We start from the raw sequence: 13572 nt of genomic DNA, 5'->3' as shown, positions 1-13572 counted from the left end.
ACTTGGAAATATGTATGTCTGCCGTTTTTCACTTTCTTTTATCCATTATTCTTATTGGTGGGTTATCGATTTTAACCAGTAGCGATCGTGCTAGTATTCGCATTCGCTATGTTTTTCAACTATTAGTTATTGAGTTAATATTAGCCTGGTTCTTCCTTAATTCAGATATTGGTCAGGGATTTGTGGCTGGATTTGCTAAATTTTTTGATTATTTATTGGTTTATGTCGCAGCAGGAACTGATTTTGTATTTGGTGGCATGATGGACGCAAATCTCGCTACCTTCTTTTTGCGAGTATTATGTCCAATTATTTTTGTTTCAGCTTTAATTGGCATCCTGTAACATATCAAAGTGCTACCTTTTATTATTAAAATAATAGGAACATTACTGGCTAAAGTTAATGGTATGGGAAAACTGGAATCTTTTAATGCGGTTAGTTCATTAATCCTTGGTCAGTCAGAAAACTTTATTGCATATAAAGTATATTGAGAGTCGAATGTCATCACGTCGTATGTATACGATGGCAGAAACAGCCATGTCGACGGTTTCTATGGCGATTGTAGGCGCCTATATGGGAATGCTTGATCCTAAGTATGTCGTTGCGGCGCTGATCCTGAATATGTTTAGTACATTCATTATTCTATCATTAATTAATCCCTATTCGGTTGACGAAGAAGAAGACATTCAAGTCAGTCATCTTTATGATGGACAAAGTTTTTTTGATATGTTAGGCGAATATATTCTGGCTGGTTTTAAAGTTGCTTTGATTGTAGCGGTAATGTTGATAGGATTTATTGCGATTATTGCCGGAATTAACACCATTTTCAGTGCAGTGATAGGAATAAGCTTTCAGGATTGTTTAGGCTATGTGTTTATCGATTAGCATGTATCTTGGGTATACCTGCTGAAGATGCACTTAAAGTAGGTAGCATTATGGCCACCAAATTAGTGTCAAATGAATTTGTCGCTATGGGATATTTGAAACAAGTTGCCGCTGAATTATCCCCTCGGTTCAGTAGGTATTTTGTCGGTCTTTTTAGTTTCTTTTGCTAACTTTTCATCAATAGGCATTGTTGCAGGAGCAATAAAAGGGCTCAATGAAAAGCAGGGAAATGTTGTTTCTAGCTTTGTCTTAAAATTATTATATGGTTCCACGCTAGTCAGTTTCTTATCAGCAGCGATAACGGGATTAGTTTTGTGATAATTTGAGTATGTTTGCAAAGCGGCATTCTTGATTAACGAATGCCGTGTTTGGTTCTATTAACCAATAATATAGTAGAATTCTGCATGCAGAAACAGGATTTGATCGATATTGCTAATACCGTTATGCCATTCGGTAAATACAAAGGACGGGTTTTGATTGATTTACCCGAAGAATATTTACTTTGGTTTGCACGTAAAGGTGAATTTCCTCAAGGAAGACTAGGTTATTTAATGGAAATGACGTTAATAGTCAAAGTGTAAGGGCTAGACAACTTAGTTAAGCCACTAAGGCATTCATAGTAAGTAATGGGGTTTAATTATTTCATTAAATCTAAATTGGCTTGAATTTAAATTTGGTGGAGCTAAGCGGGATCGAACCGCTGACCTCTTGCATGCCATGCAAGCGCTCTCCCAGCTGAGCTATAGCCCCTACACAAAGTCGGTAAGACGGGCGCATAATATGCAAGCTGAATAAGACTGTCAATCGATTAATAGGAAAATAGTGTTTAACCGTTGAAAAAATGCTCATACAGCTTAGTGTGAAGAAAAAAGGCACAGTGAAATGTGCCGTTATGCTAAGCTAATTTTATTCGCTAACCCTATTTTCACGCTCATTAATATAAACCAAAGCGTTATCAATGCGTTTTAATGAACGATTTTGGCCAATAGCATGTACAGTGGCATCAACACTCGGTGATTGGCCTGTTCCTGTCACAGCGACCCGCAGAGGCATACCCACTTTACCCATCCCAATTTCCAGTTCTGTAGCCGTTGCTTCGATTACATGATGAACATTTTCACCTGTCCAGTTGCTAATAGCCGACAATTTTTCCCGTACAGTTTCTAATGGTAAGCGCGCTATCGGGCGTAAATGTTTTTTAGCGGCGTCGCCGTCAAATGTAACAAAATCCTGATAGAAATAGCGACATGAAGCGGCTATTTCTTTTAAGGTCTTACAACGTTCACCGAGAAGCTTAACTAAATCTGCTAAGCTTGGCCCAATTTGGGTATCAATACCTTGCTGTTCAATGTGCCATGCTAAGTGAGTAGCAACATATTCTGCCGGTAATGAATTAATATAATGATGATTTAGCCATAATAATTTGTCAGTATTAAAGGCACTGGCGGATTTATTAATGGCATCTAAGGAAAAATACCTGATCATTTCCTCACGGTTAAAAATTTCTTGATCACCATGAGACCACCCGAGACGAACCAAATAGTTTAATAAGGCTTCTGGTAGATAACCGTTATCGCGGTATTGCATGACACTCACTGCGCCATGACGCTTAGATAATTTTTTACCATCATCACCCAAAATCATTGAAACATGCGCATATACAGGTATTGGCGCACCGAGAGCGGTTAATATGTTAATTTGCCGTGGGGTATTATTAATATGATCTTCACCACGGATCACATGGGTGATTTTCATATCCCAGTCATCAATTACAACACAAAAATTATAGGTAGAAGAGCCATCGGTGCGGCGTATAATGAGATCATCTAGCTCAAGATTACTAAATTCAATTGGGCCACGGATTTGGTCTTTAAAAATAACAGAGCCTTGCTGGGGGTTGCGAAAGCGCACTACATGAGGTTCATTCGGTGTATGGTTATGAGCATGCGAGCGGCAATAGCCATCGTAACGTGGTTTTTCGCCTCTAGCCATCTGTTCTTCACGTAAATTGTCTAACCGTGTTTTAGAACAGTAACAGCGATAAGCTGTCCCCGCACTAAGCATTTGATTGATAATTGCATGATAACGATCGAAGCGTTTAGTTTGATAGTAAGGACCTTCATCCCAATTTAAACTTAACCAGTTCATTCCATCCATTATGGCGTCAATGGCTTCTTGTGTTGAACGTTCAAGATCGGTGTCTTCAATACGTAAGACAAACTCCCCGTTATTATGTCGACTATAAAGCCATGAATAGAATGCGGTACGAGCACCGCCGACGTGAAGATAACCGGTTGGACTTGGTGCAAAACGGGTTTTTATTTTATTCATTAGGATTGCCTTAATGATCTTTTTTATATCGAATCTAATCTAGTGATAAATTTACAGTTGGTTATTTTATCACTGCAACTTAATTCCTCAATACTGTTAGCGCGATAATGATACTTTATTTTGCTAATTTAATGGTAAAACCGCTTAATTTATGCTGATGGAGCTAGACTAAATAAGTTTAAATAAATATTATTTAGCGTCGATAATATTTGGTGTATCTTGCTTAATTTTGCAACGAACGGATATTTTCCTTAGAAAAACCGTTGACTCATGCAGAACTATCCCTATAATGCACCTCCATCACGCCGGGCGATTAGCTCAGTTGGTAGAGCATCTCGCTTACAAGGACGGGGTCATCAGTTCGAATCTGGTATCGCCCACCAATTGTTGTGATGATTTAGTTATGATTGGGCGATTAGCTCAGTTGGTAGAGCATCTCCCTTACAAGGAGGGGGTCATCAGTTCGAATCTGGTATCGCCCACCAATTGTTGTGATGATTTAGTTATGATTGGGCGATTAGCTCAGTTGGTAGAGCATCTCCCTTACAAGGAGGGGGTCATCAGTTCGAATCTGGTATCGCCCACCAATCATGATTAAGTAAAAATGTTATTTATTTTTGTTATGAATGGGCGATTAGCTCAGTTGGTAGAGCATCTCCCTTACAAAGAGGGGGTCATCAGTTCGAATCTGGTATCGCCCACCATTCATCCAAAAAAATAAAGCATTATTTGTTTAAATTATTTATGCTGTGTTTTGTTATTAATAGGGTCGTTAGCTCAGTCGGTAGAGCAGTTGACTTTTAATCAATTGGCCACAGGTTCGAATCCTGTACGACCCACCAATTAAAACAAGAAGTTACAGTTAATGTCATCTTATACAACTTTCTTGCGTGCCATATTTGTGACATGAAACCCGAGTATCCTATCGATATTTTTAGCGTGCTTTTGCAAGTGTGAAGGGGATAAATGAGCATACCGCTTAACCATTTGTATACTCTCCCATCCCCCCATTTCTTGCAATGCCGATAGAGGCACACCCGACTGAATTAACCAATTTGCCCAAGTATGCCTCAGATCGTGGAATCGAAATCCCTCGATTCCGGCTTTACGCATGGCAGATTTAAATGCCTTGTTAGCATCCGTTCTCATTGGTATCATATCAGTAATGCCCTTTTAATTTTTGCTCTCTGACAAAAACATACTGGCTATGTCTACCCATTTGATCATGGATAATCTGACAGGCTGTGTCATTGAGCGAAACGCCAATTGTTCTAAAATTTTTTGACTGGTCAGGATTAATCCAAGCAACTTTATGAACCAAATCAACCTGTGACCATTCTAATTCTAGAATGTTGGATCTTCGTAAACCCGTAGCCCAAAGCAAATGTTATTACTCGCTTGAGATAATCAACGGTATTATTAAGGGATGGACTTGTTCTTTTGTGAGCCAATTAATCCTTGATTGTCTAGGAGGTAGCGCTTTTATATAAGGTGCATTTTTTAACCATCCCCACTCATTTGAGGCTATTTTTAGTAAAGCACGAATAAAAGCCAATTAAGCATACCTTGATGATTGCGATGAGAAACCCACTTTACCTCTTCTATTTTTCATCCTTGAAACAATATCCTGACATTCATTATTCGTGATCTCACTAATCTTTCGACCTGAAAAATACTGCCGCCAAAATTTAATTTTTCCTTTATCTTTATCTATTGTTCGCTTGTGTTGCTTTTCCTTTAGCTAGCGCAAACACGCTTCTTCGAAGAGATACTCTGGCTCTTCACCGAGACGTTCAACTTTCCAAATATCCGATTTGAGTTTATCGTGTAGCTCTTGCGCTAATTTTTTATTGGCTGTGCCAAGACTCTGTCTAATTCGTTTACCGCTTGGCGAAACGAAATCACAGTGCCAGACATTGTATCGTAATTTGATTGACATGTTTTAAACCTCTGTTTTGATTTATCACGACAATAAGCTTTTACGCTGACATTCTGATGTAACTGATGCATATATGCAATACAGGAAGACTTTAGTATTTCATAAGATCCTTCGTTTCTTTTCCCCTTCTACGGGCGGGTAACTCACCCTCTTTAATGAATCGCCTGACTTTCCTGACTGAACATTTTAAAAGGGCTACCACATGATGTGTTAAAAGAATCTCGTCATTCGTATTCATTTTAAAAAATCCTTAAACCTTAATAGAGATATAAATTTTTTAGCTTTTTGAAAAACACACACTCTCAGGTACTTGGTTTCCCCACATAAAACAATGACAAAGCACGAATGGTTGCATTCGTTCTTGGTTAGGTCAGCGGTATGAGATTCGTTGAATGTGAATGTTGATCAGAAAGCGATTACTTTTTTAATTGTTTTTGGTAGCATTATTGCTATTGTGTGTTGGTAACCACAACGTAATTTTCCCTGGTGTTGGCCAGCCTTGCACTGGTCTTTTTTACTTAGCATGTTGCATTAACAAGAATGGATAATTTGCTGAGTCCTTTAGGCGTAATTCTTACTTGTTCCGTTAGTTTTTCTGAACCATCATTTCTGGCAACGACAGTCACTTTATGCTTAATTAAATCCTGCTTAATTTTATCCTGATAGCCTACCCAGCTTTTTCCGCCAATACGCCGATAAATCCAGTCATGTCCTTGTAACCATGAAAAAATGGCTTTCGGTTTCATTTGGAGTGATTTAGCCGCATCAGTAATACAAAGAGCCTTCTGAGTAGCTAATTCGTTTAAGTGCTTCGACTTGTGCGGTTTCATCTCATCGACTTTATGTTCAAGTGCAATGACTTTTCTGTGTAATTGAGTAGCAATCCTCGCATCGCTGATGGATTATTTAGTATCTCAACCGGATTGACAGCTTCTAATGTTTTTCTTTCGCATTCAATAAAATACTGTCTGGCCTGTTTACCTTTTTCATTGCGCTCAACCATGGATAACTTTTTGGCCATATTGATGGAGATTGCGTATTCTATAGACGGTCTACCTTTTGCGGTTTTTTCCGCAAAAGTTGCAAAGTCCTCATTTTCAATGAATCCATACTTTTCAATGCGGTCTTTATCCAATCTTTGAAATGGTTTTTTATCTCTAAAAACGTATGTAAATCACGAGCATTAGCCGTTTGGATTAATTCACCGTTGATATTTTTTGTTTCGATGTTAATTAAATTTTGCATATAATAATTTCTCAAAGTTAATTGATGAATGAGTATTGATGTTGATTAAGTGGAATAGATTAGGTGGGTAATGATTTCTTGCTTTGTAACTATTTCTTCAGGGTATCGATGAATATTCCTATATAAATTAAGAGTGCTGGCACTATCATGACAGCGATAGCCAGTAGCTCTTGACCGCCTAAATGAATGCTTCCTAATTCGCCACGCTTAAATCTAATTTGCGGGTCTACGACAGTATCGGCATGTGCGAGATGTCCCACTACCATTTCAAAGGCGAATGCTGCACTGATAAACAATAATGTCGTGATTAATAATTTGATGATATTAAGTTTTATAACTTAACCTCCGGTATAATTAGTGTACATGGACAGTATTAATATCCTCATGGTCGGTGCTCCTCTGTTTAAAAGGGGATGTCTTGGTCTTCAAAATCAGCTTGATGAATAGCGTTACTATTTGGCTGGCCTGTTGTTGGCATATTCAGTTTACCTTGGCTTTCCTGTTGTTTTTTTGCTTTCCAGTTTCCCAATATTTCAATGTCATTGACTAAAAATTCGGGGGATATCCTTTGCTGACCGGATTTGTCTGTCCATTTATTCTCGTAATGTGATAGGTTGCTGTAATGCGAACGAAAGTACCTCTTTGTGCATAATTATTGATATATTCCGCTATTTGCTTAAATGCTTTACAATTAATCCATGTTGTGTCATCAATCCATTGACCGTTGTTATCTTTCTTTGATTTACGAATAGCGAGAGAGAATGCGGTGATGGGAAGGTTATCTTGGGTATAGCGGATTTCTAGGTTTCCGATGCGTCCGGTAAAGTGACACTGGTTCTGGTTTGTCATGGCGCCTCCATATAGTGATGAATGTTGTTGATTTCTGATTTCAGTTTTTCGATAAAGGTTTTAACAGCCTGTTCAATCTCGTTAACTAATTTATCATCCTTGATAATTCGGATTTTATAGTAGGCAAAGTTAGGAGGAAATCTATCATCATAGCTGACAAAATCGCACCAGTTTCTCCCCGTGCACATCATTTGCCCCTGCATTTGTAACAGGTATTCGTGTTTCGGTTTTCTGGTGATGAGGGTTTCGAGATGAGTGGTGGTGTTGGGGCATTTTATTTCGATAAGCCCGTTATCATTCACTAGCCCATCAGGACTGGCGCCAAATAGCGCAATAGTCGGGTGGGGAATAAAGCCCACTTCAGTGACCGTAACATCAGATTCATTGAGGCAATATCGCGCTCTGGCTTGAGGCTCAAGAGCGATACCTCGTTCAATGGCCTGATTGGTTTTCATGTCTTCTCGTTGTCCGGTCAAGGTTTCACAAACTAACTGCATGAGGTAGTTTCGTTGGGTTGTTCCCTTGCCATTTGATAAGACCTTGTGTAAATTGCTGGCGGTGACTTTCCCCAGTCTTGCCTGAAACCACGCGTTCGTTTTCTGCTTCATGATGAGCCTCATTTTTCATTGCAATATGGCGATAAATAGCCATTTTATTTTCTTCGCCAATGATATCGGTTTCTTCGGGTGTTAATTGTTGCCAATGCATCTTCATCGATTCAACACCGCTTTTTGCGGCGGTTTTTAAATCACGAATTAATTGGTCGTAACGCTCTTTTTGTTGGGCTATTTCTTTCTGTATGATTATTTTTTCCTGTTCGGGTAAGTCTTCACCGGCATAAATATAAAACCATAATCCAAACATGGAAATGGCTTTAGTCAGGCAGCGCATCAGGATTTTATTGATATCAACCGCATTCGGGTTAGAAATCGCCTGATTCCGGTAATCCATCATAGGTAGCCACATTTTGCGGGGAAATTCGTTATCGCCTTGTTTAACCGTGAGCGTTAATGATACCATAGCACTGCCATCATTGTTATAGCTAACCGTATCAATGGTATAATAGGATTCGGGATAGTGAGCCTGAGCCATCAATACACCCCACGCCCAAGCCCATGAAAGATAGGAAAGGCCGTTTTTCTTTTCTATCTTTTCGTTAACATTAATCGTAGAAAGGGTTTCCCAAACTTGCTGTTGAAAACTTTTTTCTTTTTCGGTATGTTGTATTTCGCTCATAGATATTTCCTCTTAAGCACTCGAATTGCATTGTATCGATGTATGTTCTCATTTTTGAAATGGCTAAACAGTGCCTGCCAGATATCGTCAAAATCCTCATGATTGAGTTTTCGCATGACGGGGGAAGGCAGGCAATCATAGATAGGCTGGACAAGCTCGATGATTTCGTCATCCAGCCTGTCTTCCCAATAAGCAATGTCTTGTTGTTGTTCATACCAGTCATCTTGCATGGCGTAAGGGTTCATTTGACCTCCTTCTTGCTAAGAGTAAAACGAGGCTTGCCAACGCGATGATGAGCAAGGTGGGGATAATTTTTATGGCGTCTTTTTTAGCGAAACTGTCGCTATTTAAACGATAGCAAAGCTCCTGCTGTTTAAGCTGGTTCATGTTTTTAGCTCTTGATTAATTGAGGATTGAACATAGAAAGGCGATTAATGTTTCAGATAAATATCCTGAATGGATTTGTCATGATTATGTAAGCCATTCCACGTTAACTTCATAGGCAGCTTATAATCCAGATACAAATCGTAAAGACGTTAGACGCTTTTTTTGAGTAGAACAGGCTGATATCTGATGAATCTGTCAACGCCATGGGGATTTATTTCATTTTGTCTTTCGGTTAAGTATTTATCCCTGGCACAAGAAGAAACACGCCAGCGCGTAAACTATTGCCGGATTTACTTTCGTTATAGAGCCCACTTCCGCTCAGCTAGAAAATGATTTATTTGTTGACTGCTCACCCCGTTAAGCATTTTGCTAAATTGGGTAGGTGGTCCCATGCCTTCTTTAAAGAGATTTTTAAGACAATCCACTTCCGTTGATAGGGTTTTATTTTCCAGTAATAACTTTTCATTCTCTTCCTCGGCACGAATGACCATAAGTGCCAGTTCTTTTTTGTTGGTAGTAATGTTTGAGGTTGTAAAATCCGTTTTTCACATTCGATAAAGTATTGTCTGGCGTGTTTACCTTTTTCATTACGCTCAACCATGGATATAGCTAAGCGACTTTAAAATGATTACAATTAATTACTCTACATCAGTAAATTAATATTGGATAAAAACATATTTTTTGTAATCAAAATAATGTCGCTTAGCTATAGCTCTTTGGCCATATTGATGCTGATGCAATAATCTTTCATAGGCCGTTGGCGAGATTTTGCACTACTCAAACTTGAGTAGCTCAAATTTTCAACAATAATATAGTCAATGTTCTCTTCAAAATCATATTCTGTTACGCTCCTATTTATCCAATCATTAAAACGCGTAGTAATTTCTAAAAAGGCATGTAAATCATGGGCATTAACCGTTTGGATTAATTCGCCGTTAATATTTTTTGTTTCAATATTAATTAAATCTTTCATGTAAGAATTCCTCGCTACTAAAAACGATGATAAGTTTTGATCTATGCTTGTATTAAATAAGAGAAGTTGTTAGCTTAATCGTATCTTATCGGATTTACTTCTTCGGTTGTAGGTTCAAATCCTGCACAATCCGCCAATTTCACGATTTATCTTCAGGAGTCTGCGATTTTCTTTTTTGAGGTAGGTATTTTCTGCTGTTAAATAGTGAATTATTGTTTTAAATGTTCTTGTTTCCCTGTCGTCGTCATTCCGTATATCAATACTGCTGAGATAGTGTGAATCACAAAATTTATGACTCCCGTTAGTGACACCAACCAGGTTGACCATATTGGGGTGCTTTGCCGTTACAATTTGTGGATTGTTGAGTTTCATCCTTTTATTTCTTTGGTTAGAAAAAATTAGGGGTTATTCTGTGAGCAATGACGCATTGAAAATCTGCTAAGATTATGAGAACAAAAATAAATTACACTTTTGCGGTCATTTCCCTTAACCCAAAAAGATGACGACGACGTTGATTTTTTACTGAATACAAAGCCACCTTTGGAAGACAATAATTATTAAAGGCGTCATAAATTTTAGTTCTGCTGAATAATAGCGCTAGCTCTACGCGGCGCATCACGTTCCTTTTGAGTGAAACTAGGGGGCGCTTAGGTTTTGATATTATTTGTTGATTCGATTGCTTTGTTGGATTTAATGCGACTTTTAAAGCCATATTAAGGGTTTTGTTTCTGTTATAGGCCTCTTGCTTGGCTCTTCTGCGTTCATTTCTTCGACTGCGCGCATTATTATAACCGTGAAAGTTACACATACCTACCTCCTAACAATGGGTTTTGGTGGTATGTGTTGAATGTATTCAGTGAGGTATCAACGTTGCTATTTCCCTGGTATAGAAACGAAAGTCAATGTTGATTGATGTATTCACACACCCCAAAACCAACTGTTGTCGCGGTTCGCTTTTTCAGCGAGATAGTCTTAAAGAGCGGGACTGCTTAATTGTCGTCACTTGCCTTCATGTTCATATGCCTTCGGCTGGCTACTTAGCAACGTTTGGCAAAGGTTCAGATGACTTGCAGTATTGTATGGCCTTTTACTGTTGCAGTGAGTTGATGAAGTGATGATAGGTTTTTCTATTTCAATTGTCAATCGTAAGAACGATTAAAATCGATAATAAATTCTTAGACGTTAAATGATAATATATGTTTTTTTTTAAAAATGATTGTTATTGATTTTGAAATGCAAAGTAGATTTGGAATATAAAGCGAGTTGAAGCCCACTATCCAAGTGGACTGGTTATGTTTAATCTATTTTACCTGCTACATAGTAGACTTTGTCTATTATTAGTAGCTCTGAGGCAGAAACGATAAATTCTGGGTAATCATCAGATTTATAATTTTTTAACTTAATTTTATTTTCAGGCAAACTGTAAAGTGCGCGTATCATAAACACCCCGCCATAAAATACCAAATAAATCTTACCATTTTTAATATCTTTTATACTTGTATCGAGCGCAACGGTTGAGTTTTCCTGAATAATCGGGGACATGCTGTCATCAGGCGCAATTATTGATATTGAATCTTTAATGGAGCTATTGGTTTCTTGAATTATATTTTTAGGTATTAAAAACATAGAATAAGTGTCCTTTTCACCCTTAACGCTAGGGGAAAGCACCCACTCAATACGGTTATATAATCTTAATTTAACAATATTATCCTTGTCATATTCCTGAGTCTTGTCCGTATAATCCAATATAGAATCAATAATTAATGGATTATTAGGTTTTATTTCATGAGCTTTCATTGTTCCAGTACCATCTGAAAGCCATTCAGGGTTGACACCTAAAACTTTCGCTATTTTTATTAATTTTTTTGTTCCTGATGCGCCGCCACTAGTCAGTCTCCATACGCTTGATTGAGCCATTCCTACCGCTTCAGCTAAAGATCCTTGAGTAAAGCCTTTTTCCTGCATTGCTTGTTTTAGTCTTTTTGAAAAACTCACATGAATAACCTCATTAAATAGTTCCTAAAATAATATCGTATAAACGATATATATTCAAAATAGCAATTACGATTGACTATTCGTTTATTCATTCTTATAATCACTCTAATTTATAGGAGATGAGATTAATGAAGAATTATGGAATAGAAAACGCTATAAAAATAACCGGAAGTCAAAAAGCATTAGCAAAAAATGTGGCTTAGCGCAATCAACTATTTCCGATTGGTTAAATGGTAAAAAACCAGTATCCCCCAAATGCGTACCTGATTTAGTTGAAGCGACTCAAGGTAAAGTACCAGCTTATCGTTTTAGACCAGATTTACCAAGGTTATTCCCTCATCTTGACAGTGAATAAAAAATAATTGCTATTTTTTAGTACAATCGCTCTTTAACAACTTTGGCCTCCCTGAAATTGGGAGAGATTACCTGCCCTGCCCTGCCCATCGGGAGGGATAACTGTTATCTATAACTTATGGAATTAAGTGTAGGTAAGATCGTTGTAAGCACTATCAAATCATTTCGTTTCTATGTTATTTGATTTGTATGTTTTCGAACATTTTCTTACAGAATAGAGATACGTATTCGGTAAGCAACAATTATCAAATGAAAGCTGTGGCTTTTTGTCTTTTAGATTGAAAATGATTGATGTGATAGTATTAACGGTGTCATCTTGCTTGTTGAATATGGAATCAAGGATTTGCTCTGTAGAACGGGGTATAGGTTTCGCTTCGTATTCAGCGCGTTTTCTACCCCAAAATGCCATTTGTTTCGCCAGGCGACGAGATTTAGCATTGTCTTTTTTAGGTTTAAAAATAATGGTTGCCATGTTGTTACTTCCGAAATAAGTTTTAGTGGTGTGTGCCGAATAGTTCGGATTTATACTCACAGTCGGTTTATTCCCTGGCGTAGAAACGAGATTTGACTGTTTTCTATATTCACACACCCAAAAACTCACTGGGTGGTGTTGCTCTAAAGCTTATTCAGAGCTGTGATTCCAATATGTTAAAGAGCGAAATGACTTAGTTACTGCACTTCACTTGTTCACTTGCCTTCATGTTCATACGCCTCGAGCTGGCTACTTAGCAACGTTTGGCTCGGCTTAAGATAACTCGAAGTCTTGTCTTGGCGTTTTGCCTGTTGCAGTGAGTTGATAGATATAATCTACAAATTAAAATTAAATTGTCAATAATAATTAAAATTTAATTTGTAATTTTGGTTGGTAAAATTTGATATTTTTACAGAGAATAGGGGGGGGAAAGAAATGGAAAAATTAGACTATATTTTTCTTTTGATTTAAAAGTTCAGCTATTTTCTTTTCATAAAAGGTTTTTTTAATTTCCAACTCTTTTAGAATGAGATTTACATCACTTTCAGGAAGAGCTTCAAATAGTTCAAGTATTAGCTTTTGTTTTTCTGTAAGTGTATTCTTCTCTTTATGAAAAGTTTCATAACTTTTTTTTTCTTGATTCTGTAATTGATGAGAGAAAAACCAATCTAAAGGTTTCCCGGTTACTTCAGATAATTTCTTAAGTTTATCCATTCTAGGTATTACATTTTTTAACCACCCTTGAACTGATTGAGGCTTCACTCCCATTCTGCGAGCTAATTCTGATTGATTCCAGCCTAGTTCATCTAATGCTTGCTGAAGTCTTTTAGGAAAACTCATACTTTTATCCATTAAATAGTTGTAACTGTTAAAGCATACAAAATTTTTTTGTTATTAACATTGCAAATA

Annotated in this window: 18 protein-coding genes, 6 tRNA genes and 3 pseudogenes; 8 read left to right on the top strand and 19 right to left on the bottom strand. The window is 37.5% G+C overall.

From position 1 onward, the window contains the following. Positions 1–14: 14 nt before the first annotated feature. Positions 15–1200 (top strand): annotated as a pseudogene (locus ARADI_RS06650) (NupC/NupG family nucleoside CNT transporter). Positions 1201–1286: 86 nt separating this feature from the next. Further along, complete coding sequence (locus tag ARADI_RS06645) at positions 1287–1463, top strand: DUF3820 family protein (RefSeq protein ID WP_119711512.1); 177 nt, start codon at positions 1287–1289, stop codon at positions 1461–1463. Between the two features lie 93 nt (positions 1464–1556). Here ARADI_RS06645 and ARADI_RS06640 read toward each other — a convergent pair. After that, positions 1557–1632 (bottom strand) — tRNA-Ala (locus tag ARADI_RS06640). Positions 1633–1788: 156 nt separating this feature from the next. Then, complete coding sequence (gltX, locus tag ARADI_RS06635) at positions 1789–3213, bottom strand: glutamate--tRNA ligase (protein WP_119711511.1); 1425 nt, start codon at positions 3211–3213, stop codon at positions 1789–1791. 307 nt (positions 3214–3520) lie between these two features. On the opposite strand from gltX, the gene ARADI_RS06630 reads away from it, so the two are divergent. From ARADI_RS06630 to ARADI_RS06610, 5 genes are all read left to right on the top strand, one after another. Continuing rightward, positions 3521–3596, top strand: a tRNA-Val gene (locus tag ARADI_RS06630). A gap of 26 nt (positions 3597–3622) precedes the next feature. Beyond that, a tRNA-Val gene (locus ARADI_RS06625) sits at positions 3623–3698 on the top strand. A gap of 26 nt (positions 3699–3724) precedes the next feature. Continuing rightward, positions 3725–3800, top strand: a tRNA-Val gene (locus ARADI_RS06620). 41 nt (positions 3801–3841) lie between these two features. Then, positions 3842–3917 (top strand) — tRNA-Val (locus tag ARADI_RS06615). A gap of 62 nt (positions 3918–3979) precedes the next feature. Beyond that, a tRNA-Lys gene (locus tag ARADI_RS06610) sits at positions 3980–4055 on the top strand. Between the two features lie 31 nt (positions 4056–4086). Here the strand turns inward: ARADI_RS06610 and ARADI_RS06605 are convergent. From ARADI_RS06605 to ARADI_RS06550, 15 genes and pseudogenes are all read right to left on the bottom strand, one after another. After that, positions 4087–5152 (bottom strand): annotated as a pseudogene (locus tag ARADI_RS06605) (tyrosine-type recombinase/integrase). 91 nt (positions 5153–5243) lie between these two features. Continuing rightward, positions 5244–5390 carry a helix-turn-helix domain-containing protein gene (locus tag ARADI_RS20800; protein WP_369406948.1) on the bottom strand — a complete coding sequence of 49 codons (147 nt, stop codon included), beginning with the start codon at positions 5388–5390 and terminating at the stop codon, positions 5244–5246. 280 nt (positions 5391–5670) lie between these two features. Further along, positions 5671–5982: a phage antirepressor KilAC domain-containing protein gene (locus ARADI_RS06600; protein ID WP_119711508.1), complete on the bottom strand. Its 312-nt coding sequence runs from the start codon at positions 5980–5982 to the stop codon at positions 5671–5673. Further along, on the bottom strand, positions 5979–6287 hold the full coding sequence (locus ARADI_RS06595) for an antA/AntB antirepressor family protein (protein ID WP_238149189.1): 309 nt from the start codon (positions 6285–6287) through the stop codon (positions 5979–5981). Before ARADI_RS06595 ends, ARADI_RS06600 begins: the two co-directional genes overlap by 4 nt. Positions 6288–6486: 199 nt before the next feature. Next, a complete protein-coding gene (locus ARADI_RS06590) occupies positions 6487–6663 on the bottom strand; it encodes a hypothetical protein (RefSeq protein ID WP_238149188.1) in 177 nt (58 codons plus the stop codon). 137 nt (positions 6664–6800) lie between these two features. Then, positions 6801–6926, bottom strand: a complete 126-nt coding sequence (locus ARADI_RS19555) for a hypothetical protein (RefSeq protein WP_255420622.1) — start codon at positions 6924–6926, stop codon at positions 6801–6803. A 17-nt stretch (positions 6927–6943) separates the two neighbouring features. Then, positions 6944–7246, bottom strand: coding sequence for a single-stranded DNA-binding protein (locus ARADI_RS06585; RefSeq protein ID WP_119711507.1), 303 nt, complete (start codon positions 7244–7246; stop codon positions 6944–6946). Continuing rightward, on the bottom strand, positions 7243–7818 hold the full coding sequence (locus ARADI_RS06580; protein ID WP_238149257.1) for a lambda exonuclease family protein: 576 nt from the start codon (positions 7816–7818) through the stop codon (positions 7243–7245). The genes ARADI_RS06585 and ARADI_RS06580 overlap by 4 nt, the downstream gene beginning before the upstream one ends. Beyond that, positions 7727–8482 carry a Sak single strand annealing protein gene (locus tag ARADI_RS17635; protein WP_238149187.1) on the bottom strand — a complete coding sequence of 252 codons (756 nt, stop codon included), beginning with the start codon at positions 8480–8482 and terminating at the stop codon, positions 7727–7729. Before ARADI_RS17635 ends, ARADI_RS06580 begins: the two co-directional genes overlap by 92 nt. Further along, positions 8479–8727, bottom strand: coding sequence for a hypothetical protein (locus ARADI_RS06575; protein WP_119711505.1), 249 nt, complete (start codon positions 8725–8727; stop codon positions 8479–8481). Before ARADI_RS06575 ends, ARADI_RS17635 begins: the two co-directional genes overlap by 4 nt. Positions 8728–9168: 441 nt before the next feature. Continuing rightward, positions 9169–9360: a hypothetical protein gene (locus ARADI_RS06570; protein WP_182853127.1), complete on the bottom strand. Its 192-nt coding sequence runs from the start codon at positions 9358–9360 to the stop codon at positions 9169–9171. A gap of 215 nt (positions 9361–9575) precedes the next feature. Further along, the gene (locus ARADI_RS06565; RefSeq protein WP_119711504.1) at positions 9576–9842 is read right to left on the bottom strand and encodes an antA/AntB antirepressor family protein; all 267 of its coding nucleotides are present in this window, start codon (positions 9840–9842) and stop codon (positions 9576–9578) included. A 114-nt stretch (positions 9843–9956) separates the two neighbouring features. Then, the gene (locus ARADI_RS06560) at positions 9957–10214 is read right to left on the bottom strand and encodes a hypothetical protein (RefSeq protein WP_119711503.1); all 258 of its coding nucleotides are present in this window, start codon (positions 10212–10214) and stop codon (positions 9957–9959) included. 91 nt (positions 10215–10305) lie between these two features. Beyond that, positions 10306–10650 carry a transcriptional antitermination N peptide gene (locus ARADI_RS06555; RefSeq protein ID WP_119711502.1) on the bottom strand — a complete coding sequence of 115 codons (345 nt, stop codon included), beginning with the start codon at positions 10648–10650 and terminating at the stop codon, positions 10306–10308. A gap of 488 nt (positions 10651–11138) precedes the next feature. After that, positions 11139–11837 (bottom strand): XRE family transcriptional regulator, encoded by a 699-nt coding sequence (locus ARADI_RS06550; protein ID WP_119711501.1) that lies wholly within the window; start codon positions 11835–11837, stop codon positions 11139–11141. Positions 11838–11965: 128 nt separating this feature from the next. Between ARADI_RS06550 and ARADI_RS06545 the strand changes: the two are divergent. Next, positions 11966–12192: pseudogene (locus ARADI_RS06545) on the top strand (transcriptional regulator). 159 nt (positions 12193–12351) lie between these two features. Here ARADI_RS06545 and ARADI_RS06540 read toward each other — a convergent pair. Together ARADI_RS06540 and ARADI_RS06535 are read right to left on the bottom strand one after the other, a co-directional pair. Continuing rightward, on the bottom strand, positions 12352–12723 hold the full coding sequence (locus ARADI_RS06540) for a hypothetical protein (RefSeq protein WP_238149186.1): 372 nt from the start codon (positions 12721–12723) through the stop codon (positions 12352–12354). Positions 12724–13107: 384 nt separating this feature from the next. Continuing rightward, entirely contained in the window at positions 13108–13515 is a 408-nt protein-coding gene (locus tag ARADI_RS06535) for a helix-turn-helix domain-containing protein (protein ID WP_238149185.1), read from the bottom strand. Between the last annotated feature and the right edge of the window lie 57 nt (positions 13516–13572).

This window comes from Arsenophonus endosymbiont of Aleurodicus floccissimus, assembly GCF_900343025.1.
Classification (GTDB): domain Bacteria; phylum Pseudomonadota; class Gammaproteobacteria; order Enterobacterales; family Enterobacteriaceae; genus Arsenophonus.
The sequence above is the reverse complement of the archived record's forward strand: the minus strand, read 5'-3'. Positions and strand labels throughout refer to the sequence as shown.

Bases quoted from the DNA above. Each gene is read 5' to 3' on its own strand.
- ARADI_RS06565 (WP_119711504.1), bottom strand. From the start codon at position 9,842: ATGAAAGATTTAATTAATATTGAAACAAAAAATATTAACGGCGAATTA.
- ARADI_RS06560 (WP_119711503.1), bottom strand. From the start codon at position 10,214: ATGAAACTCAACAATCCACAAATTGTAACGGCAAAGCACCCCAATATG.
- ARADI_RS06535 (WP_238149185.1), bottom strand. From the start codon at position 13,515: ATGGATAAAAGTATGAGTTTTCCTAAAAGACTTCAGCAAGCATTAGAT.
- ARADI_RS06645 (WP_119711512.1), top strand. From the start codon at position 1,287: ATGCAGAAACAGGATTTGATCGATATTGCTAATACCGTTATGCCATTC.
- ARADI_RS06555 (WP_119711502.1), bottom strand. From the start codon at position 10,650: ATGTGTAACTTTCACGGTTATAATAATGCGCGCAGTCGAAGAAATGAA.
- ARADI_RS06585 (WP_119711507.1), bottom strand. From the start codon at position 7,246: ATGACAAACCAGAACCAGTGTCACTTTACCGGACGCATCGGAAACCTA.
- gltX (WP_119711511.1), bottom strand. From the start codon at position 3,213: ATGAATAAAATAAAAACCCGTTTTGCACCAAGTCCAACCGGTTATCTT.
- ARADI_RS06600 (WP_119711508.1), bottom strand. From the start codon at position 5,982: ATGAAACCGCACAAGTCGAAGCACTTAAACGAATTAGCTACTCAGAAG.
- ARADI_RS06570 (WP_182853127.1), bottom strand. From the start codon at position 9,360: ATGGTCATTCGTGCCGAGGAAGAGAATGAAAAGTTATTACTGGAAAAT.
- ARADI_RS17635 (WP_238149187.1), bottom strand. From the start codon at position 8,482: ATGAGCGAAATACAACATACCGAAAAAGAAAAAAGTTTTCAACAGCAA.
- ARADI_RS06590 (WP_238149188.1), bottom strand. From the start codon at position 6,663: ATGGTAGTGGGACATCTCGCACATGCCGATACTGTCGTAGACCCGCAA.
- ARADI_RS06575 (WP_119711505.1), bottom strand. From the start codon at position 8,727: ATGAACCCTTACGCCATGCAAGATGACTGGTATGAACAACAACAAGAC.
- ARADI_RS20800 (WP_369406948.1), bottom strand. From the start codon at position 5,390: ATGAATACGAATGACGAGATTCTTTTAACACATCATGTGGTAGCCCTT.